Source organism: Paenibacillus shirakamiensis (assembly GCF_017874255.1).
In the GTDB taxonomy this organism is placed as follows: domain Bacteria; phylum Bacillota; class Bacilli; order Paenibacillales; family Paenibacillaceae; genus Fontibacillus; species Fontibacillus shirakamiensis.
Genome location: NZ_JAGGLD010000002.1, coordinates 459780 through 483191 on the forward strand (window position 1 = coordinate 459780; position 23412 = coordinate 483191).

22 protein-coding genes and 1 pseudogene are annotated in these 23412 nt (G+C 40.1%); 10 read left to right on the top strand and 13 right to left on the bottom strand.

The window, feature by feature from the left end; all coding sequences use genetic code 11:
- Positions 1-244: 244 nt before the first annotated feature.
- Entirely contained in the window at positions 245-811 is a 567-nt protein-coding gene (locus tag J2Z69_RS09005) for a hypothetical protein (RefSeq protein WP_209861277.1), read from the bottom strand.
- 333 nt (positions 812-1144) lie between these two features.
- Positions 1145-1711, bottom strand: coding sequence for a hypothetical protein (locus J2Z69_RS09010; RefSeq protein WP_209861279.1), 567 nt, complete (start codon positions 1709-1711; stop codon positions 1145-1147).
- Positions 1712-1971: 260 nt separating this feature from the next.
- Here J2Z69_RS09010 and J2Z69_RS09015 point away from each other — a divergent pair, with 260 nt between their 5' ends.
- The 3 genes from J2Z69_RS09015 to J2Z69_RS09025 all read left to right on the top strand — a co-directional run bounded on the left by J2Z69_RS09015 (position 1972) and on the right by J2Z69_RS09025 (position 5023).
- A complete protein-coding gene (locus J2Z69_RS09015; protein WP_209861281.1) occupies positions 1972-2778 on the top strand; it encodes a hypothetical protein in 807 nt (268 codons plus the stop codon).
- Positions 2779-3559: 781 nt separating this feature from the next.
- Positions 3560-4294 carry a hypothetical protein gene (locus J2Z69_RS09020; protein ID WP_209861283.1) on the top strand — a complete coding sequence of 245 codons (735 nt, stop codon included), beginning with the start codon at positions 3560-3562 and terminating at the stop codon, positions 4292-4294.
- 57 nt (positions 4295-4351) lie between these two features.
- A complete protein-coding gene (locus J2Z69_RS09025) occupies positions 4352-5023 on the top strand; it encodes an ATP-binding cassette domain-containing protein (RefSeq protein ID WP_209861285.1) in 672 nt (223 codons plus the stop codon).
- Positions 5024-5173: 150 nt separating this feature from the next.
- Here J2Z69_RS09025 and J2Z69_RS09030 read toward each other — a convergent pair whose 3' ends face one another.
- Entirely contained in the window at positions 5174-5959 is a 786-nt protein-coding gene (locus J2Z69_RS09030) for a nucleotidyltransferase domain-containing protein (protein WP_209861287.1), read from the bottom strand.
- Between the two features lie 176 nt (positions 5960-6135).
- Between J2Z69_RS09030 and J2Z69_RS09035 the strand changes: the two genes are divergently transcribed.
- Positions 6136-7449 carry a helix-turn-helix transcriptional regulator gene (locus J2Z69_RS09035; protein WP_209861458.1) on the top strand — a complete coding sequence of 438 codons (1314 nt, stop codon included), beginning with the start codon at positions 6136-6138 and terminating at the stop codon, positions 7447-7449.
- Entirely contained in the window at positions 7436-8239 is an 804-nt protein-coding gene (locus J2Z69_RS09040; protein WP_209861289.1) for a WYL domain-containing protein, read from the top strand. Before J2Z69_RS09035 ends, J2Z69_RS09040 begins: the two co-directional genes overlap by 14 nt.
- Positions 8240-8444: 205 nt before the next feature.
- Here the strand turns inward: J2Z69_RS09040 and J2Z69_RS09045 are convergent, their stop codons facing one another.
- From J2Z69_RS09045 to J2Z69_RS09055, 3 genes are all read right to left on the bottom strand, one after another.
- Positions 8445-8684 carry a hypothetical protein gene (locus tag J2Z69_RS09045; RefSeq protein ID WP_209861291.1) on the bottom strand — a complete coding sequence of 80 codons (240 nt, stop codon included), beginning with the start codon at positions 8682-8684 and terminating at the stop codon, positions 8445-8447.
- A gap of 592 nt (positions 8685-9276) precedes the next feature.
- Positions 9277-9588: a hypothetical protein gene (locus J2Z69_RS09050; protein ID WP_209861292.1), complete on the bottom strand. Its 312-nt coding sequence runs from the start codon at positions 9586-9588 to the stop codon at positions 9277-9279.
- A gap of 273 nt (positions 9589-9861) precedes the next feature.
- Positions 9862-10722 carry an aminoglycoside phosphotransferase family protein gene (locus J2Z69_RS09055; RefSeq protein ID WP_342591577.1) on the bottom strand — a complete coding sequence of 287 codons (861 nt, stop codon included), beginning with the start codon at positions 10720-10722 and terminating at the stop codon, positions 9862-9864.
- Positions 10723-11013: 291 nt separating this feature from the next.
- Here J2Z69_RS09055 and J2Z69_RS09060 point away from each other — a divergent pair, with 291 nt between their 5' ends.
- A complete protein-coding gene (locus J2Z69_RS09060) occupies positions 11014-12549 on the top strand; it encodes an acetate--CoA ligase (protein ID WP_209861460.1) in 1536 nt (511 codons plus the stop codon).
- Positions 12550-12695: 146 nt separating this feature from the next.
- Here J2Z69_RS09060 and J2Z69_RS09065 read toward each other — a convergent pair whose 3' ends face one another.
- Both J2Z69_RS09065 and J2Z69_RS09070 read right to left on the bottom strand, forming a co-directional pair.
- Positions 12696-15281 carry a metallophosphoesterase gene (locus J2Z69_RS09065; protein WP_209861294.1) on the bottom strand — a complete coding sequence of 862 codons (2586 nt, stop codon included), beginning with the start codon at positions 15279-15281 and terminating at the stop codon, positions 12696-12698.
- 2 nt (positions 15282-15283) lie between these two features.
- Positions 15284-16549: a class I SAM-dependent methyltransferase gene (locus J2Z69_RS09070; protein ID WP_209861295.1), complete on the bottom strand. Its 1266-nt coding sequence runs from the start codon at positions 16547-16549 to the stop codon at positions 15284-15286.
- Between the two features lie 228 nt (positions 16550-16777).
- Here J2Z69_RS09070 and J2Z69_RS09075 point away from each other — a divergent pair, with 228 nt between their 5' ends.
- On the top strand, positions 16778-16924 hold the full coding sequence (locus J2Z69_RS09075) for a hypothetical protein (RefSeq protein WP_209861296.1): 147 nt from the start codon (positions 16778-16780) through the stop codon (positions 16922-16924).
- A 339-nt stretch (positions 16925-17263) separates the two neighbouring features.
- Here J2Z69_RS09075 and J2Z69_RS09080 read toward each other — a convergent pair whose 3' ends face one another.
- Complete coding sequence (locus tag J2Z69_RS09080; protein WP_342591576.1) at positions 17264-17581, bottom strand: Imm26 family immunity protein; 318 nt, start codon at positions 17579-17581, stop codon at positions 17264-17266.
- A 238-nt stretch (positions 17582-17819) separates the two neighbouring features.
- Between J2Z69_RS09080 and J2Z69_RS09085 the strand changes: the two genes are divergently transcribed.
- Positions 17820-18680, top strand: coding sequence for a hypothetical protein (locus J2Z69_RS09085; RefSeq protein WP_209861298.1), 861 nt, complete (start codon positions 17820-17822; stop codon positions 18678-18680).
- A gap of 58 nt (positions 18681-18738) precedes the next feature.
- Here the strand turns inward: J2Z69_RS09085 and J2Z69_RS09090 are convergent, their stop codons facing one another.
- Positions 18739-19635 (bottom strand): SDR family oxidoreductase, encoded by an 897-nt coding sequence (locus J2Z69_RS09090; RefSeq protein ID WP_209861300.1) that lies wholly within the window; start codon positions 19633-19635, stop codon positions 18739-18741.
- Between the two features lie 100 nt (positions 19636-19735).
- On the opposite strand from J2Z69_RS09090, the pseudogene J2Z69_RS09095 reads away from it, so the two are divergent.
- A pseudogene (locus J2Z69_RS09095) lies at positions 19736-19930 on the top strand (carboxymuconolactone decarboxylase family protein); the annotation flags it as partial.
- Between the two features lie 70 nt (positions 19931-20000).
- On the opposite strand, the gene J2Z69_RS09100 reads toward J2Z69_RS09095, so the two are convergent.
- Positions 20001-21143, bottom strand: a complete 1143-nt coding sequence (locus tag J2Z69_RS09100) for an ABC transporter permease (RefSeq protein WP_209861302.1) — start codon at positions 21141-21143, stop codon at positions 20001-20003.
- Positions 21127-21747, bottom strand: coding sequence for a biotin/lipoyl-containing protein (locus J2Z69_RS09105; protein ID WP_245339107.1), 621 nt, complete (start codon positions 21745-21747; stop codon positions 21127-21129). Before J2Z69_RS09105 ends, J2Z69_RS09100 begins: the two co-directional genes overlap by 17 nt.
- A gap of 289 nt (positions 21748-22036) precedes the next feature.
- Here J2Z69_RS09105 and J2Z69_RS09110 point away from each other — a divergent pair, with 289 nt between their 5' ends.
- Positions 22037-22603 (top strand): TetR/AcrR family transcriptional regulator, encoded by a 567-nt coding sequence (locus J2Z69_RS09110; RefSeq protein WP_209861305.1) that lies wholly within the window; start codon positions 22037-22039, stop codon positions 22601-22603.
- A gap of 130 nt (positions 22604-22733) precedes the next feature.
- On the opposite strand, the gene J2Z69_RS09115 is transcribed toward J2Z69_RS09110, so the two are convergent.
- Positions 22734-23174: an NUDIX hydrolase gene (locus J2Z69_RS09115; protein WP_209861307.1), complete on the bottom strand. Its 441-nt coding sequence runs from the start codon at positions 23172-23174 to the stop codon at positions 22734-22736.
- Positions 23175-23412: the final 238 nt, after the last annotated feature.

Below are 23412 nucleotides of genomic sequence, written 5' to 3' on the forward strand. Positions count from 1 at the left end.
TAATTGGATCTTTATTTATAATACCTAATAATTTTACCTTTTTTCAATGTTCTGGATATGTTTAACTATTCTCTTATATATATATCGTAAAACTTAGATGAATCTTTATATATTACCTGAATGGTCATCATTATAAACCATGCCTAAAATGATAAAAGAAAAGTCCTATCTAGAACAATCTAGATGAGCCATAAAAATAATCTGTTTACAATCGTAATAATCATTCTTCCAATGTATTAATATCTCAATTAGTAAAGTGCTCATCAAACTGTGTCCATCCTTCTTTACCTATACTTTCAATTAGTTGTCTACTTTCATTTTCACCAAAACGATCTTCAAAATAAATGGGCTTCGGTGGAACTAATTGCTTTACATAAGATTTGTTGTTCTCAACAAGTGAAAGATAATCCACATTTTTAATTATCTCTCCCTTATCATTTTCGTAATCTAAAACCCAAAGGGTAACTTGATTAAATTGATCTGTACTTAACGTTTTTTTGAGTGACTCCTGACTAGAAATCAGACTAAAGGTATTTTCTGCTTTATCAAACTCAGTCTTATTACTTTTTGGATTAAGAACACTCATACCATAAGGTTGTTCTTTGCCGACTTTCTTATTGTATCCATAAACATTTATACGACTTAAATGGATATAATTAACATCTGAAGTATTTGTGGTTTTTTGTGTGTTTTTTTTATTTAAGTCATTTACTCCCTTATTATGATTATCTTGACTACTATCTGTATTAGAAGAACAAGCCACTGTCGTAACTAAAAGTAAACAACTGATTAATTTTATATATTGCTTCATGGTTTCCTCCTTAAAGTATTAATTTTTTAGCGTTACCTTATATTTACAATTATAATGTAACAGACATGACATTTAATATAGAAATAAGAAAGAAGAAATAAAAATAAAAAGCCCTGAAAATCCAAGGCTTTTAAAATACATATTTATGCCCATGAACTCCAATAACTATCGAATATGACCTTGAAAAAGTAATTCCCTCCAGAACAATTAGTTAACAAACTTTGTGTCTATAGCATGAGGTGTGTCTTTAATCTAACTAAGTCATGGAATGATGAAAAACCTCCTCTTTATATAGAGAAGGTTTTTCATCATGAATCTATACTCCTATTAAAATTACTTAATTAGAATAGTCATATCCTTATCCAGCGGGGTCCAAGCATCTTTACCTGCCTCCGCAAGCAATTTGTCCTTCTCTGCTTTAGTATATTTATCATATTTCGGAGCAGCGGTCATGAATTTTTTGGTGAAGAACTTCTGGTCATGGGAGACAGATAAGTACTGTACAACTCTCACGACTTTAGCGTCTTTATCCTGAAACTCAAAAGAAAATAGATAGGGACGATCCAGCTGATCTGCGGTTAAGGTCACACTTTGCTTGCCAAAATCAATCCCATTCATAAAATTGTTCGCTTTCTCTACCTCATTCGGCGTGGCTAGAACTTTGACTTCTTGAGGCTGCGGTTGAGCGCCTTTCTCGCTGTATGAGGAGATCTGTACTCTAGCTAAGTGAACTCCCTCTGCTTCATTAGTACTCTCTGGTGCACTGACCTTGCTATCCTCTGGCTTCGCTGCTGCTTGTTGCTGCACAGCCTCTGTCTTGGCTGGTTCTGTATTCGAGGAACAGGCAGCTGTAGTTAGAAAGAGCAGCGAGGCTCCAAGAACGAAATATTTTCTCATCATTATTCCCCTTTCATCATTGAATTCCCCCTTATTCTACCATCGCTTGAGGAATTCTACATGATTCCAATTGATGAAATTTTGGTAAAGCCCTATTAATACATAAAAATTGTATAGAAAACTAAATGATGATGAATTGAGAATAATTGAAATATATGTCGATTTTATTCTTTTTCATGTCTTTATTATGATATGTTTATAAAGCGTGTGGTTAATTATGGATATTTTATATTTATCTAACAGAAAAAGAAAGGATGAAATTTATGTTTGGGGAAGTGTTATTTGAAGTTAGAAAAAAGCTAACACCTATGTTTGGATTACTATGGCTTTTAACCCTTATTGCAATTATTTCCTTTGCAATCTACAAAAGTCAGCATTATATACTGAGGGATACACTTGAGTATTTTTCCTTTGTGCTGAACAGTGCTCTACCGATCATCTTTCCAATTATCACCGTTTTAGTGTACGTTGCGACATTTTCGGGAGAAGTGCACCATCGATTTTTGGTCTATACCCGCATGCGCAGACCTATTCTCACCACTTTATATATCAAACTCTTAGCAAACATAATATTAACCTTTTTATTCTTTTTCAGTCTCATTTATATATGCTTTCTGTTCGCTTATTATATTGAACCTCATATTGGTATTGCTAAGTATGAACCAGCGGGATTTGGGTTAACCAAAGACAATATTGAAGCAGATACTTACACCCGATATACATTTACCCAGCTTCTCCAATATGGAACTATAACTTACAGCATTTTATACTCTTTCTGGGTGGCAATGAACGCTGCGTTATATGCAGGCATCAGCTTTTTTCTAGTATTGTTTATTAAGAATCGTTTTCTAGCGCTAAGTCTTCCTTTTATCATCTATGTAATTACTATATTTACGCTTATTTCATTAGATTTAGAAATCTATCGACTTAACTACGTTATTTTTCCTTTTGATCGTGTCCAAGATCCCCTGTGGAAACCATTTATTCCATTTATAATTCTGCTTTTAATTCTTCTTTGTTTCTTACTGTATGTAAAACGTAATCCCTCTAAAGTAGATAGCTTTTCATGAGGTATCTTAGAAGTACTCTCGATGAATTCTCAACTTGGAAATGGTCAATGTTGTTTGTTTTATTGTTTATATTTGGATCGAGTCAGCGGCAGCTTCTTATTCAATCTTCCATAACTATTCAATCTAGCTTAAATCAATGGGATATCCTCATCGGGGTCTCTGGAGATCCTATGATCCTGCTGTATCTCATTCTTCCCTTTATGATGCTACTATCCATTTTAACGATTAGAGAAACTTGGAATTCAACCTATTTTATACGTCTACAAAGCTGGCGGAACTGGATGGAATATACCATAACAAGATTTGCTCCTGTCGTAATAGTCAGTACGATTCTAATAATGATTACCTCACTTCTTCTCACTCTAGGATTACCATATGAAGCTAATTGGAGTTTATTCAGCACAGCAGACCTCTCTACCTTTAATCAAATAAGTTCACTAGCTAAAGCGTCTAATCTATCCCCTTACTTCATACTTATTCTTCAGATGGGTATACTCTCTTGCTTCTTACTCTCCTTACATGCTTTAATGGCTAGCTTTTATCTTTATTTTTCTAATTCGATGTATATAGGCATCATAAGTTTTGTTCTTTATGTATACAGTCTAATAACTTTTAGATATTTCCCGGAATTTCCAAAGCTAATTATATTTAACTATATGACATTTGCCTCAAGTTACGGAGCATATCATGCAGTATACCCAGCATTTGTGACCACGATAGGTATTATCATTATGGCTATTTATATAGTACCTCTATTAAAAAAATGGCGGTGAGTTACACCATGTGGCAGAAATCTTACTATCCATATGTAGGGTATGTGTTATTGTGCATATTGGGTATTGCTAATCCTTTTCACATTTCTTGGATTAACTCTGTTACTATCTGGGATACATTATTTCTTCGCTTCTACGGTGTATCCGTACAGGGTGGATTTTCATTGTTATCCTTTCTCTTTTATGTCGTTGTATTCATGGGTTTAGTGTATTTCTTTCAAGTGTATATTACAGATTACTTATCTGGCCGCTTCTACTATGCTGCAATCCGAAATCGGTCCCTCTATCGCTTATTCACGCGGCTAGGGATTCGTGTTGGAGTATGGGCTATCACCTTACTAGTTGGCTTATTCCTACTTACAACACTGATTGGACTGGCATCTGGACAATCCCTTGAACCGAAACTTACCGTAAAGGCGGATGTAGGTCTCTATCAAGTACTGTATCAGTTTCTAATTAATGGCTGGTTGCAGAGCATGAGTGGAATGATCCTCGTATTTATCTCTGCTTGGCTGTTCAAGGATGTATCCTACAGTCTAGTAATCCTAGGCTTGCTGGTCCTCGCCATTCTACCTATGTTTAATGTCGGCAGCTGGCTACCTGCGGGACTGAATAGTATGGGATATATAAGCGGTCAGTGGAAAGATCTAATTCAAATAACAGCGAAGCTTGTCGGTTATTTAATCATTGAGATCAGTGTAGTCATTTATATATTCAAGAAAAAAGACATAGCATTATATTAATTCGGGAGAAGTAGTTGCTTACACACTACAAATTTTATAAAGGACGGGGACGATGTTATGAAGCTGATAGAGGTTCAACATGTTACTAAATCTTTTAGAGGACAAGTGTTACTAGACCAAGCTAATGCAACCTTTGAAAAGGGCCATATATACGGCATTACAGGTCCCAATGGATCAGGGAAATCTGTGCTGTTCAAGCTCATTTGTGGATTCATTAAACCCGATCAGGGGGAAGTTATTATTCATCCTAATTACAGGGCAAAAAACGCTAATTTTCCTAGTAACTTTGGTATTATTATTGATCGCCCAGGTTATTTGGCGGGTCACACTGGGTTTGAGAACCTAAAAAAATGGGCTGAGATCCAGCATAAAATTAGTGATCAAGATATTCAACATACGATGCGTATAGTAGGACTCGATCCTTTTGCTCGCCAAAAGATGAAAAGCTATTCTCTTGGAATGAAACAAAAGATTGCCCTTGCTCAAGCAATCATGGAAAATCAAGAAGTGCTGATTTTGGATGAGCCGTTCAATGCGTTAGATATCGATAGCGTAAATGATATTAGATCCCTACTCCTCGACTACAAACAAGAAGGCAAAACGATTATTCTAACCAGCCATAATCAAGAAGACATTGATTTATTATGTGATCAAGTATATCAGATTAGGAATAAGAAATTAGAACTGGTAGCTCCTAAAGTAGTGACAAAACCGAAAGTTACCGTTTAGTTATAAATGACATGAAAACTAAAACGTCCTGATTCCTCCTTGCATAGGAGAAGTCAGGACTTATTTTACATTCCTTCTACGAACTCTTGAGCCTCATAATAAATTTCATGAAATAGAGCTAATTTAATAGATGATTCCTCTATTCTATAGTCAATTCCACACTTCACCCAATGCAGCTAAAAATAGATCATTCAGCTGTTCTTGTTGATCTGTCATTTCGGCAGAAGGAAATGAAGCAGCTGATTGTTCATAATGTTGAATTTGTGCCTCTATAAAATTATGGATAGACTGAATTCGCAGCTCCATATCTAGTTCGTCTCCTGCCATTTTGCGCCTAAGTAAGTCTTGAATCTGCTTATCCAAGTCACTTCCCTTAGGTACTAGCATATCCACTAACTGTTGGAACTCCATGGGTGGCATGGTGTTATACTTCTCAATCCACTGGCAGGCTAAAAGAGGCCGCAGCACGTAGAAGTATTTTTTCAGCTTGACCTGTTCCCCTTGCAGATATTGGCGAAAGTTCCCCTTTGCCATGTGCAGATAATGATAACAGCAAGCCCTTGGTGAAAATGTATCTGCCGAGAACGCACGAATCTGTTCCGTAATAGAGTAATTTTCTTGATACAGTATAGGGGATTGCAGCCACTCAAGTAGGGGTGGATTCGATTTGGCGAATAGCTTCAGCGCTTTCTGAAGATCCCAGCCATTAATATCTAGCAAATTGTTAATTGGACGCTCAATGACATCCCTTTTCTCATAGAGAGATAAGTACCACTCTACAGGGCGGATGTAGATGAACCTCACATCATAATCACTATCCTGAGAGGGGAATCCCCATGCTCGACTGCCCGATTCACAGGCATACAAAATACGTACGTGTTCTTCTATTTCAATACGGCGTAATTCTTCTAAAATTTGCTTTCTATAGTTGGGCATGAATCTTACCTCCTGATATGTATTGCGCTTTGATATATCTGTTATTTATACAAGAATCATCGTTCATTGGAGTGGATCTGAACATGGCAAAAGTATTACGAATCATGAAATGTTTTCCTTAACGCCCTACTAAGTCGCCTGTTACAATGGGTGTACTTGATGAACGGGGGATTATAGTGGCTAAGGAAAGTTTTGATAAAGAAATCCAGTTTCTACGTATGCTTGTATTAACAAGCGGAGCTTATACACGCCAACAGTTCGCCGAGCGGCTGGGCATTTCTGTACATACCTACGATAAAACGGTACGTAAGCTCAAAGATATCGTAACTACGACTCACCATCATATGCCGCAAAAACAAGGTCAAGAATTCGCAGATACTCTTCGGTTCAACTATTACGATTCCACAGGTCCCATGCTGCTCTTCTTATTTAGAGCCAAATCCATGAAAGAATCGGAGTCCTACCGATTGTCCTTGCTCCTTGAAGCCCTGAACGAGAGTGCGCTGACTACCAAAGAACTCTTAGACCTATGCTGTACTAAATTCCCTTCAGACCTTCCTCAGCCTGATGAGAAGACGATTCGCTCGGACTTAAAATATCTGGAAGAGGTGGGCGTTATTGCTCGGACTGTTGGAGTACGCCCTTACCGCTATCGTATTCGCAACGAACTGGTACAAGAATTAACAAGTGAAGAATTATATGATCTATATGCATTCATAGATGTAATGGCAAATACACAGGTGCCTTCGGTACAGGGCTTTCTTCTTCGTGATGGTCTGCACAAACATCTACTGCACAAACATCCGGCCCCTGGCTTAGACGTCCTGCCTTTCCTGTATAAGTATCACTACTACTCCCGAATTCTGGACGAGGCACATCTATATACCTTACTTGGAGCTATACGAACTCATCACAAGATCCAGTTTCTATACTTCTCACCCAAATCGGACAAAAGTTATGCTTCCCAGAACACGAATCCAAATTTCGAACGAGAGACTACGGGTACGCTTCAAAAAATACTGCCCCTGAAGATCGTCTATGATCATCAATATGGGAGATGGTATTTGCTAGCGAATGCAAGAGAGGGCATTCGTAAATTCCGCGTGGAAGGCATGACCCAGATTGAGGAACATGTACAGGTCCACGCAGACTATTTTGAGAGTAAACGGAAGGAACTTGAGGCCAAAATCCAGTTCAGTTGGTTGATTGATACGGGCAAACCGGTTGAGGTCGTGGTGCGCTTCTTCAGTCCTGGTAAGCATGAGCCTAACTTTGTGAAGCAACGTGTTCTCTTGCAGGGGCAATGGGGCCAGATCGTAGAGGAAGACGAAGCGGGCTTCCTGTATAAGATCACCGTGAATGGAACTACCGAGATTAAACCTTGGCTGCGAAGTTTCGGGTCAAGCTGTGAGATTATAGAGCCCAGACACCTCCGACAAGAGATGATTGCCGAATGGAAGGAGATTGCAACGTATTATGAGTCTATTTGAAAAAATATTTAACTATCAGATTCTCAGCCGTCTCGAAGAGTCCGGTACGTTCATGATCACTTCTCAAGAAAGAGATTGGCTCACGCTAATGCTACAGCACCCTGCCGCTACAATGGCCTTCTCGGCGGAGACGCTGGAGACGTTGAATATGCTTTTCCCTAAGCCATCGCTAGCTGAGGCATTGGATGAGAACCTACTAATTGAGAAGGCGCGAAGCCGGGAAGTTCAAGTCTTTCACCCTTTGCTCCCATCACTACGTGGGCACATTATGCATCAGCATGGGCTTCAGATAGCTTATGAGATTCGGAACGGACGTATGCAATCGGCCCAAGGATTTCCCTACAAATTAGAATACTCTATGGTCAAAAGAGAATGGTACCTGCTCTGGTATCACCGCTCAAATCGCACACTAATGAATACCAGATTAAGCAAGATTATCTCCTTTGATCTAGAACCCATAGTAAAAGATGAAGCAGACCGTATGCTTGCTGAGATTTCCCGCCTCTTAGAATCTAGCCAAACCGAAGTCACTATTGAGGTGGTGCCCCGATATAACCAAGAATTATCCCGCATTTTGTATGCATTCTCCTGCTTCGAGAAAGAAGTAAGCTATGAGGCAGAGCAAGACCAGTACCACATACGAATAAGGTTACCTATGAATGAATATGAGTATTTGCTGTCGAAAATTCGTTTTCTCGGCCAGCGGGTTCGTGTCATTGAGGGGGATTATCTACAGCGACGGATGCGAGAAGCATCACGCAAAGCACTAGCTCGTTATGGAGAGGATTAAGAATGAGACGAATGTAGAGAGAAAGCAGCACAAATAAAGAGCCCCTGCGGGCTCTTTATTTGTTGGCGGTATGAGGTGGACTGGTCCACCTCAACTTTTTTACAGAGGGTAATATACTTTTGATTTTTGTATTTCAATATATAAAATTCTCCAAGGAAAAGGTATGACTCAGTTACACCTTTGCTTGGCGAACTAATGATATTGATTAACGGATAGAGTGACGGAGGTGATCCTGCCACTGTATTTGTTCCAATTCTAGACTCATGGAGGGTTGTGTATGCGATTTATGTTCTCGTTGAATCATAATCTGCATAAGCTCTGATCCTCTCTGCCATGCACTTCGTTTTCGTTTATCTATTTCTTCTATTCCATGCCGTGTGAACTTCTTTGAACTCTGATTCTTCTTTGATCCTACTCCTTGAACTATATTGCGATTCGTTAACATACTTACCTCCACTTTTTTTGTGAGAGGAAGCGGTATATCAGATTTATCTCTTCCGCCCTCTCAACTCTACCCTGTCTAAGTTTGTAAATCTCATGAACCTTCTCATTTTCAGCACTCCTTTCGTTTGTTTAGAATTCCTCAATTAATTTACCATAGTGTGGGTTATATGTAATTGGATAGAATAACTTTAGTTGAATAGTAGTAGGTTTGAGCAATAGCCGTGGTTGTTCAGAAGTTTAAGGGAAGGCGGATGAGGAACGTAAAGTTAGGATCCATATACTATCTAAAGAGTGGGCTGATTCAGAAATTAAAAAAATTCGCATTCCATACGGAGTGCGACTCGCTACAAAATATAAACCTACGGAAGTTCTGGCACTTCCGTACCATATTCTATTTCGTATAGTTTGGCTACGGATCTCGACATGGGCATTTACTCCTTGGTGTATACCCGTCCTCGTGGCATAGGAAATTAGATAGCATTTAAATCTTAAATACCCCTAGTCTGTTCTGGAACAAGCTGTCAAGGCTCACTCAGACCTACTAAGGGGTATTTTGAATTCCATAATGATATGCTCCAACCTGTATATTATATTTAGAAGAAAAACATTTGTAGCATCCCCAGGACTACGGATGCCGTGACAAGCATGTTGGCAACCTTCTCCGATCTGAACTTGAAGAGCATTCCTATAACAGCTAGCAGTCCGAAAACGATGGCAACCATGCGCTCTGTCGTCTCATTTGATGGCAAAGCGGTGAAATTCATAAATGTGATTAAAATAGCCATGACTACGAGTAGTACAAAAGCTATGTTTCTCCATTTAGCATCTTTAGCGGCCAACAACATTCCAATAAATAAAATACTCGCTAGTGCAATGACTACAAATAAAATTAATAGTTCTCCCATGCTTGCATATCCCTTCTTCTAAGTATTGCTTCTTATTAACCTTTTTTAGAGAGTCTAAATAATCCCTTTTGACTAGATTAATTCAATGAAGATCTATAAAAAAAAGAACTCTGGACATAGATACCGTAATTACCGTACCCATTCTAGAATCCTTATTAAAGGTATGCATTTTTCCCATATAAAACAATTCAATCTATGCGTTAGATCTTACATTTAAAACTTTCATTTAAAACTATGACTACAACCCACTATACGTGACGTAGAATTTGAGTTTCAATTTACTATAAAATTGATCTCTTGCAGATAAGGATTACGCTGAACTAGTTGTGCCCAACGATCCATCATCCCCGGAAGTTCAGGAACATGTCCAAGTCTTTTACGCAACATCCAAGTGATGCCTGCCAAAGCTTCAAAGATATCCAACTCGGCTTGCGGAATCGGGATGGCTGCAAGATAGAATGATCGGAATAATGCCGAATACTTCTCAGGTATATACACTTGCTGGAGAACCCATGACCAAGCAAAATCATAGCGAATATCCCCCAACTGTGCATTCGTCCAATCGATTAAGGTATATCGCCCCTGCTTCTCTAGCACATTGAACAAGTGAAAATCTCCATGAATAAGATGATTCTGCTCCATCGTCACTGAAGACATAAGTCGCTGTAAAGTCGGATATAAGTCTGTGTAATGCTCAATTCCCGGATAGCTGTAGGAAACAAAATCATATTTGGGGAGATCTATATTTTTGAATATATCCATAGATAGGCTATGTAAGTCTATTAGAATTTTCACAATATCTTTTAGCTTCTCTTCGGTCAGCTGATCTGCATTCACTCCCTCATAAGTGGTGAGTAAGACAGACTCCAATTGTTCGTTAAGCCCCCAACCTAGTGGAGTAGATACCGATACGCCTTGCTTAATTAACAACGTTAATATTTGATACTGCATACGAATATCGGGCCTTGCATGTTTATTCCATACTTTTAACACATAACTATCTTCACCAGCTTGGATGCCGACCACTTCCGCTTCATACCCTTGAATCATCGCTGTAGTCGTTAAGCTATCCTCTAACTGCAATAACTCCTCTACCTTTTCCGTACGTTCTTGCCACTGAATCGTACTTAGCACATTTCCCAACTTCCTCATCCTCTCTTTTGGAACATGTAATCTGTATCAGCTCTAACCTGGTGCGTACTCATTATAAAAAGGGTGTGATTAGAGCATTATAACAAAATATAGCATTAATTTTCCAATTTATTACTTTAGCGCTAACTCTACTAAGTCTTCCTATGACAACGGTCGTAGTACCTGGTACTAATACCTGTTATACTATAAAGAAATATCATTCACATTAAAGGAGAGGTTCTATTGAAATTTCAACAGTGGAACGCACCTGAACACTATAATTTGACATCCGAGATGGAAAATCATCCTCCTGAGCAGATGGCTTTACAATGGCTCAGTGACCAAGGAGATTACGAAGAAATCACCTATGGTCAACTGATGGCTAAAGCCAATCAACTCGCACATGGCCTCCAAAAACAAGGACTTACCAAAGGCGACCGTGTGTTAGTCATCGTCCCACGCCAAATTATTGCCTACGTTATCTACCTAGCTTGCCTTAAGGTGGGACTCGTTATTATTCCTTCATCGGAGATGCTGCGGGCTAAAGATATTTCTTATCGGTTCCAGCACTCGGGCGCTAGAGCCATCATTGCTTGGTCTACGCTCACAGCCGAGGTGGATCAGATTGAAGAAGACCATCCTCACCTAGAGTTTCGTATGGCGGTAACCGAAAAAGCGAACGTGACCATCCCAGGTTGGCTGAATATAGCGAAGTTGATGGAAGATCAGCCCGATACGTTCACTACTGTGCCTACACATCGCGAAGATACGGCTATATTGGCATATACATCAGGCACAACTGGCAATCCCAAAGGTGTTGTTCACAGCCATGGCTGGGGGTATGCACATCTACGAATTGCCTCAACATTATGGCTCGACATCAAACCCGGGGATAAAGTGTGGGCCACAGCTGCACCCGGTTGGCAAAAGTGGATCTGGAGTCCATTTCTCTCCGTGCTGGGTAAAGGAGCTACTGGATTTGTATATCACGGCTCATTCCAGCCCCATCAATATCTGACAATGATCAAAGAGTACGGCATCCAAGTGCTCTGCTGCACACCTACAGAATTCAGAATCATGGCCAAAACCGACCAGTTGGAAACCTATGATCTGTCTTCCTTACGTAGTGTGGTATCCGCAGGCGAACCGCTGAATCAAGAAGTCATTGAAGTGTTCCGCAAGCATCACCAGATTACGATTCGAGATGGATACGGTCAGACCGAGAGCACACTGCTCATCGGTAACCTGATGGACAACCCCGTAAAGCTTGGCTCGATGGGTAAAGCCATTTCGCCTGGGCTCATTGAGATCATAGATGAGTCCGGTCAGCCGATGCCCGCAGGTCAGGTAGGCGATATTGCCGTTCATTTGGACATGCCTGCCTTGTTCCGCAGCTATTATAATGATCCAATGAAGAAAAAGAACAATGAACGCGGTGAATACTTTGTGACAGGAGATCGTGCACGTGTAGATGAGGAAGGTTATTTCTGGTATGAAGGCCGTAATGATGATATCATCATCAGTTCAGGCTACACTATTGGGCCTTTCGAGGTAGAAGAAGCCCTCACTAAGCATGCGGCTGTTCAAGAGTGTGCCGCTGTTGCTAGTCCGGATGAGATTCGTGGTGCCGTGGTCAAAGCTTTTATCGTACTCATGGAAGGTATTGAGCCAACGAACGAGCTGGTCAAAGAACTTCAGAACCATGTCAAGAAGCTTACTGCACCCTACAAGTATCCTCGCAAAATTGAGTTTGTAGCTTCTCTTCCTAAGACTAATTCAGGTAAAATCCGCCGTGTGGATTTGAGAGCACAGGAATATAAAAAATCATAATACAGCAACCCCCTAATTCTCTTCTTACGGAATAGGGGGGGGTTTTCTCCAAGCTTGACTTGAGTATGACTTGAGCTTGAATCCTCTTAAATTGACAATATCGTGGATACTCTAAGCATTATTACTATCAGAGAAAAGATCGATTCCTACAACCGAGGGTCAATTTCTTTTTCCCGGCTCACTTCGAAAAGAAGATTAGCCACAACTTCTTTATATGCTGTATGTTCTGGACTAATGTCTTCCCATTTAACAGCAAGCATTTGTTGCCCTAGACGATACTCATTTAATGAAGTACGAAGTTTGGACTGGATGTTCTTTTGCTTCAATAATTTGGTGTACTTATGTGGAAGGCGGTAGTCATAACCATAAATTATGGACAAATATTCTGGGTTGCGTACTTTCATATAGGGCACGGTTTTGAGATTCACAACTTCCGGCTTAATGACTACCCCCTCCATATGTTGGTCCACCGTTAACTTGGAGAAATACTCCGCTGCTTGCGCATAGCTTTCTTCTTCTGTTAGATCAAGCTTCATCCATTCATCTTCCATAAGGATATGGCACAACTCGGAAGTAGGTTCATTCGGAATTCGTTCCTCTCCATGCTCATAGATCATCTTTAATATATTAAAAGGCTTATATTCTAGCTCTCCATCTTCGGCGTAGATATCCAGCTGCTTCTTATAAGTCTCATAGGCAGCCACATGTTCTTCTAAAGGAACATATTTTTGTATGATATCATGTAGATGTTTATAGTTCTGATACACATACGAACCATACTTCTCATGTAAAGCAGATTTATTAGTATGGAACTGATCGCGCTCGAAATCACTCGCTTCATAGTCCGCCATCAGCTTGCCAAGCGCCTGATCAAAACCTTGTTGTTGCAGAAATTGGAATTCGCTCTCTAAAGCTTTCTCTATAGGCTTGAACTGCTTCTCGATTAACCCCTCCCCTAGAGCCTTCCAAGGAAGCAGCTCCCCATCTAAGATGAGCATGGAGACTTTATTCTGTTCCATGTATTCCCCGAATCGATGCAATAGCTTGGTATAAATCTCATGAAGATCGATATGTGTGATCTTATATCCATTACGGCTTACTGCGAAGCATTGGTCCCTATCCTTGTGCAAATAAAGGTTCGCCCTAGATCCCATGTATTTAGGCTGTAATACCACTTGGTTCACCCCGCGCTGAGCAAAATAATTCAGCCCTTGCTTCAGAGATTCAAGCTCGTGTGTATCTTCGTCCTTATCCGCTGGAGACATCGTTCCCGAGATGAAATTCACTTGATTTTTGGATACATAGTGCAGTCTGCGAAGCTCCTCATCACCCAGTTCTTGCAGAGTGACTTTTCGTTGTTCATGGAATAACGCTGGAAGTTTTTCGTTCATTCGGCCTTCTACCGACTTATAAGACCTCACAATTGGCTTGTACGTAATCATGACGGACGAAAGACTGTTACCCAGCACGCTTCCTGTATCGATATGAATTTTATTATGGATACGAAATGCATGCTTTGCCGCGATATGCCCAAAAATGTGATAGGGATGATTTTTTACCGCTTCCTCTTTAAGAAAACCTAGTTGCCCCTCTACGGATTCCTCATGGTTAATTCTAAAGTTACGTTGATGACGAGCAGAATGGCTATCCAGCTTGCCTATATATTTATTTTGGCATGGGGCATGCGTTACATAATATGAAGAACTACTTGAACCTTGATACTTATAGAAAGGCTTAGAATTTAGATACAAATGATTGAACTTCTCCAGCAGTGCATCATCGTTCGCTAGAACCTGCGTAGAATTAAAATAATGATCTAACAGTTCAGCATCTACCCCACTAACTTCACCCTTCATGTATTTATAGACGAAATTCTCGTGATTCCCTATCACTAATAAAAAATGCTGCTGATTCTCGTAAATGAACTCTATGATTTCCTTGGTGTGTTGACCTTTGTCAATCCAGTCCCCTGCCAATATGATCTTCGTATCTCGAACTCTGTCCGTGGCCTCAAGCTTATGATCTTCAATAATAAACCCGTAGCTTCTTAGAAGGCCTTGAAGATCATCGATACATTCATGAACATCACCAACGATAATGTACTTGCTATTATGTGGCAAAATAGTAGATAGATATTCATCCAGGTTCTCTATGACGACCTTGTAGTTCGCATTTCGCTTACCTTCTGGAACATCGTAGAAATCTTTAGCACGTATTCTATGAATCTTGGTATACCCTTCTCTGGAAAGTGAGCCAAGTACATCCTTTTTCAGACGTTGGAGATGGCTTGTGATGAGTTTCTTAGATCGATCGGAGGCGTAATAATCTTCTCTATTTCTATAATCAAATAAAATCACTTCCACATTGTAATTATGCATATGCGCAACATTACGAACCTGTGACCTGAATTCATCGGACAGACCTGTTGTATCTACTACAATAAATTCGGCATGAACAGGAAACCTAGTGGCCATCTTCAGACGTTCAAATAAAATATGGAATGCCTGCTCACTTGCCTCGAGCATCACTTGATCGTATTTATCATACTCGAACCCTAACAGATCCTGCCGAATCTGATCTGATGAGAGATATTGAACGTTAGAGCGCATCGATGTATCCGCATCCCGGAATGCAAGCTGGGGCATGAGAACTTCCTTAGCAAAGGTCGTCTTCCCGCATTCTGTGGATCCAATGAGCATAAAAATGGTGTGTACTTTTGTAATAATCTCCATGGTCAGGCTTCCTTTCTCTTAAAAATAACGCCTTGCGTCGTACAAATAGAATTCACACGGTCTCCAATAGATAAGAACTCATATTCTAGATTCATGTCCTTAGCAATGGACTGCATCCAATATTGGAAAGCCTCTTCACCCATTTCCCAGCGGTGGTCGTCATGTCTGAACTCTTCTATGGCGTAATAGATATTGAAGTCTTGGTTCGGTGTTGTGATAATGAACTGCTCAAAGTTCAGCTGGGTACAGATGTGCCGAATGAACTGCTCGGCCTCCACCTCACTCATATGTTTAATTACTTCGGTTAGAATGATGTCTACCTGTTCTCCATTATATTGCTCCACAAAACGGTCCAAGGATGAGAATGTAGCAATATGATCTACCTGCTTGGATATCGCTTTACGCTGCACAATCTCCAGAAGTTCTTCATTAATATCTATCGCATAATACATATCTTCTATTTTTGAAGCATAGGACAGGGCATAATAACCTTCGCCACAGCCTATATCCACAATCGACTTATTAAAAGGGAGTAGCCCTGCAATGTAATTTCTACGTTGTAACGCTGTTCCTCCAAAATCAAACTTGATCTCATAGCGATCTGTTTTTTCCAATGCCGCCTTGTATTTCTTATAGCGTTCTTTGGATGACAAGAAGTTCCGCACGAACAAATTACGAATATAAAAAGGGGCATCGATGATATTTATACTCTTACTATATTTGCTAAGTACGTCATCCGATATATCCAGATACTCTTTACCGAATAAGGATAAGAACAGACAAAGAACGCTAACCACATGAAGCAAATGATAGAGACTTGTCTGCGTGGTCACGGTCAAAGCATAGCTTTTATGAGCATAATGACGAATTTCAAAAGAACACTCAGGAACATGTTTCTCGAAGAACTCAATATATTGAACCCGATCGATATGAATCATATTTATAAAAAAAGAATGCGTATATCCTACTACATCCCGTTCGTCCTGAACTTTCATCGGATACGAGAGAAATTCATTAATTGCGCTCAGAGGGAACAACGGTGTATTATACCGGGATACATTGAGGTACTCGAACTGCTCATGTTCATCCTGCTTGTAGGATATTTCATTGCTAGCATCCTTAAAGTACACATTGTAGGTACAGTCATCGCTGTACCAGCCATATCCCATACCTTTTCGAATCGCACGGAGCTGCATCCCGGAATTCGGATTTTTTTTCATGAGAAAAGAAAACTGTGGATGTGAAGATTTCAATTGAATAATAGCCATGTATGGATCTTCCCCTAGTCATTAAATTTACATTGATTGTTAGTGTAGTAGTTCATGACCACTGTTCCAACTTCTGGATATATCTTCTCATACCCATCTCCTAATGAATACGGCAAAAGTATTACAATGTGTAATTTAGAGTTCACTCCATAATGTTTAAGAAATCCATAGCTCGGGTATATTTTAGTAAGCAACGCAGAAGTACCCCATACTAAGGAGGCAATAACTATGAATACTAAAAAGACGTTATTTACTACACTAGCATTGGGTGCAGTATACCTGATGAAAAACAAAGATACGCGTGATAAAATTATGAGCGGCATTCAATCCGTGTCCTCACAAGTAAAAGCTAAGAACTCGCAAGGCAACGTGTAACGCTGCCTTACAGATGATAGATTGTAAAAAAAGGGACGTCCTAGCCACAAGAAGTACTGGCTGATAGACATCCCTTTTTTTGTTGATCACTAAGTTTTAAAGACAGACACTCACGAACAGATATACAAGTACTTATCATTTCTAATGGACTTATCACCTGAAACAATCAAGTTATTTAGAACCCTTTAATTAATGCTTATACTTTAATTCATCATACATAGGAAGCCATTCTCCGTATCCGTACCTAGCTTTCACAGCACTTTCTAACATGTAAGGGCTATGAGAAGTTTGGTAATCCAAGGTCTCCCTCTCTTTACGGGATGCTTTGCGTAGTAAAATTTAACCAGTAAAATCCGTTACAAAATATCCATCGAGGGTGTCAACTTTAAACTCAGGAAAATGTATTCCTTTAGGTATTTCTGTGTTGCCCACAAGAGCCCATTCAACATTCTCAATTTGAATGCCCACAGTTATCGCGAAAAAATCAATTTTACTTTTAATAATCTCATTTAAATCAGGATCGGCACCCTTTAGTCCATCAAAAATAATTATAGTTTCTAGGCCTGTCGTTAGTACTGCTTGTCCGTACACGAATTTATTTTCACCAAGTGATATAGCAAATACGTCACCAGCTGTAAATTTAAACAGTACCAACAAATGGTAATTTATTTAATTTTAAATTACAATATAACTAATCTTGCGTATAAAGGAGTGTGATCTTATTCCTATTCAAGTCAGGAAAAGATTCATCTGTCTTCTTGCATCCATCCTATTCATTATTCTGTGGGATTACGTTACATCTCAATCTACTATATACCCAGAGAATTCTCACATTCTGAGTATTAGCTTCTCCATAGATTTTGTACTGGTCCTGCCTTTATTAATCTACTTTTTCATGTATAAGAAATTGAACAAGACCATCTTTGCTGTATTCCCCTACGCTCTATTAGGATTTTTTACATTCAGTCAGCTTTTCCCCACTACAGACCCTGCTATCCTTGAAATAACCAAGTATATTTTATTACCTTTGGAGGCTATGTTTATAGGCTATGAGTTGTATGTAGCTTCTCGCATTATCCGGAATTTCAGGAGAGATCGTTCCGTTCATTCTCATCCTATGGATACCCTTCGGAAGGCCCTTGAACATGCTTTTCCATCCTCTAAAATGATTCCTCTGCTCATCCATGATATCTCTATGTTGTATTACGTATTGTGGGCTTGGAGGAAATCCCCTTATCTTCAAAAGGGCTCTCGTTCATTCCATTATCACACCCAATCGACCTGGCTCATCACCATCATGATCCTATCCAAAGTTCTGCTTATTGAGGGTATCGGCCTTCATTTTCTGCTGATGCAATGGTCAGGAATCTTAGCTTGGATTGTATCCTTAGGAAACGTGTATCTCATCATCTTACTTATCGCGGATTACCGAGCAATGTGTCTCAACCCTATATTAGTCTCCCCTCAACAAATTCGTGTTCAATATGGCATTCAGCTTTATGCAGTTATAGATATTGAAAATATAGAATCCGTGACACGCATTCAATATAAAAAATTATCAAAAAAAGATGCGAAAACCACCTTTCTTCCTGAGGTCATAGAACCTAACATACGGATTCAATTTAAAAGTGAATTTATGATTACTAGACTGTTCGGAAGACGTCAAGCTATAGATCAAATGTATCTTTTCTTAGATGATCCACTTGAATTTGAGCAAGAATGCTCCACGATTATACAACAAAAGAAGGACAGCTAATTATTAGCTGTCCTTCTTTCTTTTCTAATTAACTCCCTATAACTACAGACTACACCATTTAAGGTGTAGGCATACCCCCATTAGCATTCAGTGTCTCACCACTGATGTAACTGGACTCTGGGCTAGCTAAGAACACATAGGCAGGAGCCATCTCAGCCGGTTGGCCTGGACGACCAAGTGGTGTTTTGGAACCAAATTCTTTAAGCTTCTCTTGCGGCTGACCGCCAGCCACTTGAAGCGGAGTCCATACCGGCCCCGGGGCTACTACATTGACGCGAATACCCTTGCTTGCCACTTGCTGCGCTAAAGATTTACTGAACGTATTAATGGCAGATTTGGTCGTGGCATAGTCTAGCAAAATAGGTGAAGGTTCATAAGCCTGAATGGATGCGGTATTGATAATTGTGCTGCCGGGCTTCATGTGCTTCAGAGCCGCTTTGCTGAGCCAAAATAGGGCATATACATTCGTCTTGAACGTCTCATCGAACTGTCCTGTCGTGAGATCTGCAATATCTTTAACAAATTGCTGTTTGCCAGCCACATTTGCCAGAATATCAATTCCGCCCAGTGTCTCCACAGCCGTAGCTATGAGCTGTTCGCAGAACTTCTCATCTTTCAGATCCCCAGGTACGGCAATCGCAGTGCGTCCCGCTTCTTCAATCAGCTTCACGACCTGCTGTGCATCCGCTTCTTCCGCAGGGAGATAGGACAGTACTACATCCGCCCCTTCACGTGCGTAAGCAATCGCTACAGCTCGTCCAATTCCACTATCGGCCCCCGTAACAATCGCTTTTCGGCCACTAAGACGACCTGTTCCACGATACGTGGTCTCTCCCGCATCGGGAACGGGAGTCATTTCCTTCTGCAGTCCCGGCTCCTCCTGCTTTTGTTCAAATTCAGGACCTGCTTGGGTATATTGCGTTGTCGGATCTTGCATCTTATATTGATCAGCCATATTCATCTTCCTCCTCTATCGTGTTGGTGTTGATATGGATATCGTTTTTATTAAGGAACTCCTTTTTGTATAACCGAGTTCTGCTGAATTTAAACAACGTCAGCTTATAACCTTAAGTGCCTTAACTGCTCAAGGTGGCTGTGAACCTCAACTGCATATTCATATCCATGCGGCCCTTCGTACAGGTTTGACGCAAGAACAAATCGTTGAAGCCTTAGTACAATGTTACCCCTACACTGGATTTCCAAAAGTGTTACATGCTATCGAAGTAGCCAAAAAGATATTTTCACCTTGAAAAAGATGTGCTCAATTCCTTAGAACACAGCATATAAATTCCTAGCTAAATTTCGGCAAATAAATCCTACCTATGTTAGCTCTTGGCTAGTATAGGCTTGCTTGGCTTCCTTTAAGGCTAATAATCCTATCATTAAGGACACCCCCCCGAGAATAATTACAAGCGCCCCTAACTCCTTTGTGTAGGAAGTAAGATCTCCACTCCGAAATGCCATGCCACGAATCAGTCGGTTCAGTGAGTTCATAGGTAATGCCCATGCGGACATTTGAAATGGCTCTGGAAATGCTAGAGGCGAGAGTTGAATTCCCGTAGCTAGAAACGAAGGATATACTACTATGCTCGTTCTTAGACCCACCTTAGATACATCTTTGGCCGTATAACCAATAAGAAGACCCATCAATGACAGAGCTAAGGCATACAGTCCTAAAGGGATAATAAATATATATGGTGAGGCCTCAAATCGCATCGCCCCAACCTGCTTCAATAACCCATAGCTTAGAAGCAGGGAGATTGAGGTCAGAACAGCGTAAGGGATACTACGTATCCAGAGATGTAGGGGGGAATTACCCATGGCAAAAAGTTGACCTTTCTGACGTAGACGAGGGGCAATGGAACCAGCTGCATTAGTCGTAATCATTAGCACAACGATATTCACAAAGCCAAGGACCATAAAGCCCACATAACTTGTTGTAGGATTAAATAACATGCGCTGCTGAAGAGACATTGGTGTAACTAGACCTTTAGCTGTTTCAGCATCCATCCCCTTTTGAATCAGACGTGTCATAGAGAGGGTCATATTATCCGTCTGAATGATTTCCTGCACTGCTGTTCGTAGATTAGTAAGTCCTGAAGGCATCGTGTTGTCTAGTAAAATGGCAATATTCGATGATAGACCTTGCTGTTGACGCACTTCCAATTCTTTTGGAAGCATAATTACAGCTACAGCTTGTTCATTCGCAAGTAACGTTTCCGGATGAATTCGACTAGCATATACGTTTGTTACCTTCATCGAGGGAGATGCATTCAGGTCAGAAATGAGCTGACGTGAATAGGAACTATGGTCCTCATCTATAACAATTATGGGCGATTCTGTAATCTGATTCTTAGAGAACATCAGTCCAAAAAACAGGGCTGCAATAAGTGGACCCATAAAGACTAGCCGTAGATACTTACTTCCGAGTACATAGTTCCACTCATCAATTAGTGATTTCATTAAGTTTCACCTCTGCAGTCATGCCCGGAAGCACATCAGCACTTGCATCCACAGCTACACGGACAAGGAACATGCTTACATCCGCTTGCCCTTTTTCCCGAGTCATACGCATGGTGGCAAATGGAAGGGCTGCGGAAATGGTAGTAACCACACCCCTCACCTGCTTAGGATGATCTATATACGGAAAATCAACACCGATGTTCTGATTCACCTTTAACTTACGAATCTCACTCTCTTGTATGTACAGATCAGTAAAATAGTTATTTTTCTGTAGAATCACCATCGGTGCTCCTTGTTTCATCAGATCTCCTGGCTTTACCATGATTTCGCTAATCAAACCATCTTGGGGTGCAAAGATACTTCCGACCGTTGTCTCATCTGACTGAATCTTAAATAGTATGTCACCTTTCTTGATAGCTTGACCTACAGCTGCACGGATCTCCTTGATTGAACCTGTCGCTTTTGGATATACCATTGTCATTTGTTCTGCTTCAAGTATCCCTTGTTTTCTGCTTTCTGCTTGAGTTACGGCATCTTTTCCTATCATCTCAAGTAGCCAACCTCCCACAATGAGTGCGATAGCTAACCCGAAATATATACTCATTTTTAATTTCACCCTTCAACATCTCCCATTCATTATCGCTAAATTTTAATACCTTACTGGCATTATCCTCTTCTAGGTACTAATGTTCGTTCTATTTGGACTCATTCATCTTACTATCGGATAGCTTGCTCCTTGGATAGTCCCTCCTTTGCAAAGTCTCGAACTAAAATATGATGATCATAATATATTATATTCATCATATTTTAAATCCGTCAATATCTAGACAAGATTAATTATGACGACTATAATATTTTAAAATACAGTACTCAGTAGCTACGGAGTGATAATTATGCCTTATCCTAAAGGACACAAATTAAAAATTAGACATACGATTGTGGAAAGTGCTGCGCAGGCTTTTCGAACCCATGGCATTCAAGAGGTAAGTGTTCCGGTTATAATGAAGGGAGCGGGTCTAACGCATGGGGGATTTTATTCACATTTTGACAATAAGGAACAGCTGGTAGGCGAGGCTTGTCGATATGCCATACATGATACAATCACGCTTTTACAAAGTGTTGCAGATCAAGAGACTCAGCATTCCAAAATAAATGCTGTGATTGATTATTATCTAAGTCCCTATCATCGCGACAATACGAGTATGGGCTGTATTATCCCTGCTCTTTCTAATGAAATCTCCCGCTCTTCCGAAGAACTTCGGCACATATTTACACAAGAAATAGAGAGAATGATCGCTTTTATCTCAGAGCTAGCACAAATCGATAATATTAAAGGCAGTGCATTGTTCAGTACCATGGTCGGTTCCCTTATTCTCGCACGATCTGTCCAAGACCTTGAACGGAGTAATACTCTGCTAATAGCAGGCAAGAAGGCTGCAAAAACGCTGATTTTACATTAGTCTATTAATGCTTTATCTTTTATCTGTTTCTAATACTATGTCAGAATACGGAACACAAAAAAGCACGCCATCTCTGGCGTGCTTCTGTTTCTTTTGTCAACTGAAAGATACGTACGATCCCTTACACGATTTAGTTCTGTACATCCGCTCTAAGTACCTTATGCGCTGCTCTTCTAATACTTTCCTTCGTCCACAGGGGTGCTTCTGGATGGCTCATAATCTCACTTGATGTCATCCAATGTACGGCATCCACCTCATCTGGTGCTTTGCTATAAGCTGTACCCTTATCATATTCACATAAAAATACCATATTAATTACGTTATATCCCTCATCGGTCACAAAAGAAGAGCTGTACACAAAATGAATACCCTCTTTTACTTCAATGCCCACTTCTTCATATAACTCTCGCTTCACCGTCCGCTCTATAATCTCAAGCGTGTTCCCTTCTACATCTACTTTGCCTCCAACAAGTGAGATGGTGCCTCCGGCATGTTCTTCTTTCGAACTTCTTGTAATCATGAGCCATTGATCATCCTTACAGACTGCCGCTTCTACATTTATAATGAACAAGTGCTACGCCCCTCTCCTTCTTTATACAATGAAGGATTATTTCCTAACGGTATAAGAGTTTTATGTGCAATGAGGTCCGTTCTAAGGTCTGTTCATTATTATAAATGGAGATATTCACCTAAAATAAGTCATATAAGTTTAAATTTATATTAAAATTTTGTCATACTATGCGTAATCTGCCGTTCCCTTAGGTTATGTATCGAAATATTCATAGTTTGTTTAATTACTGTTAAAAATT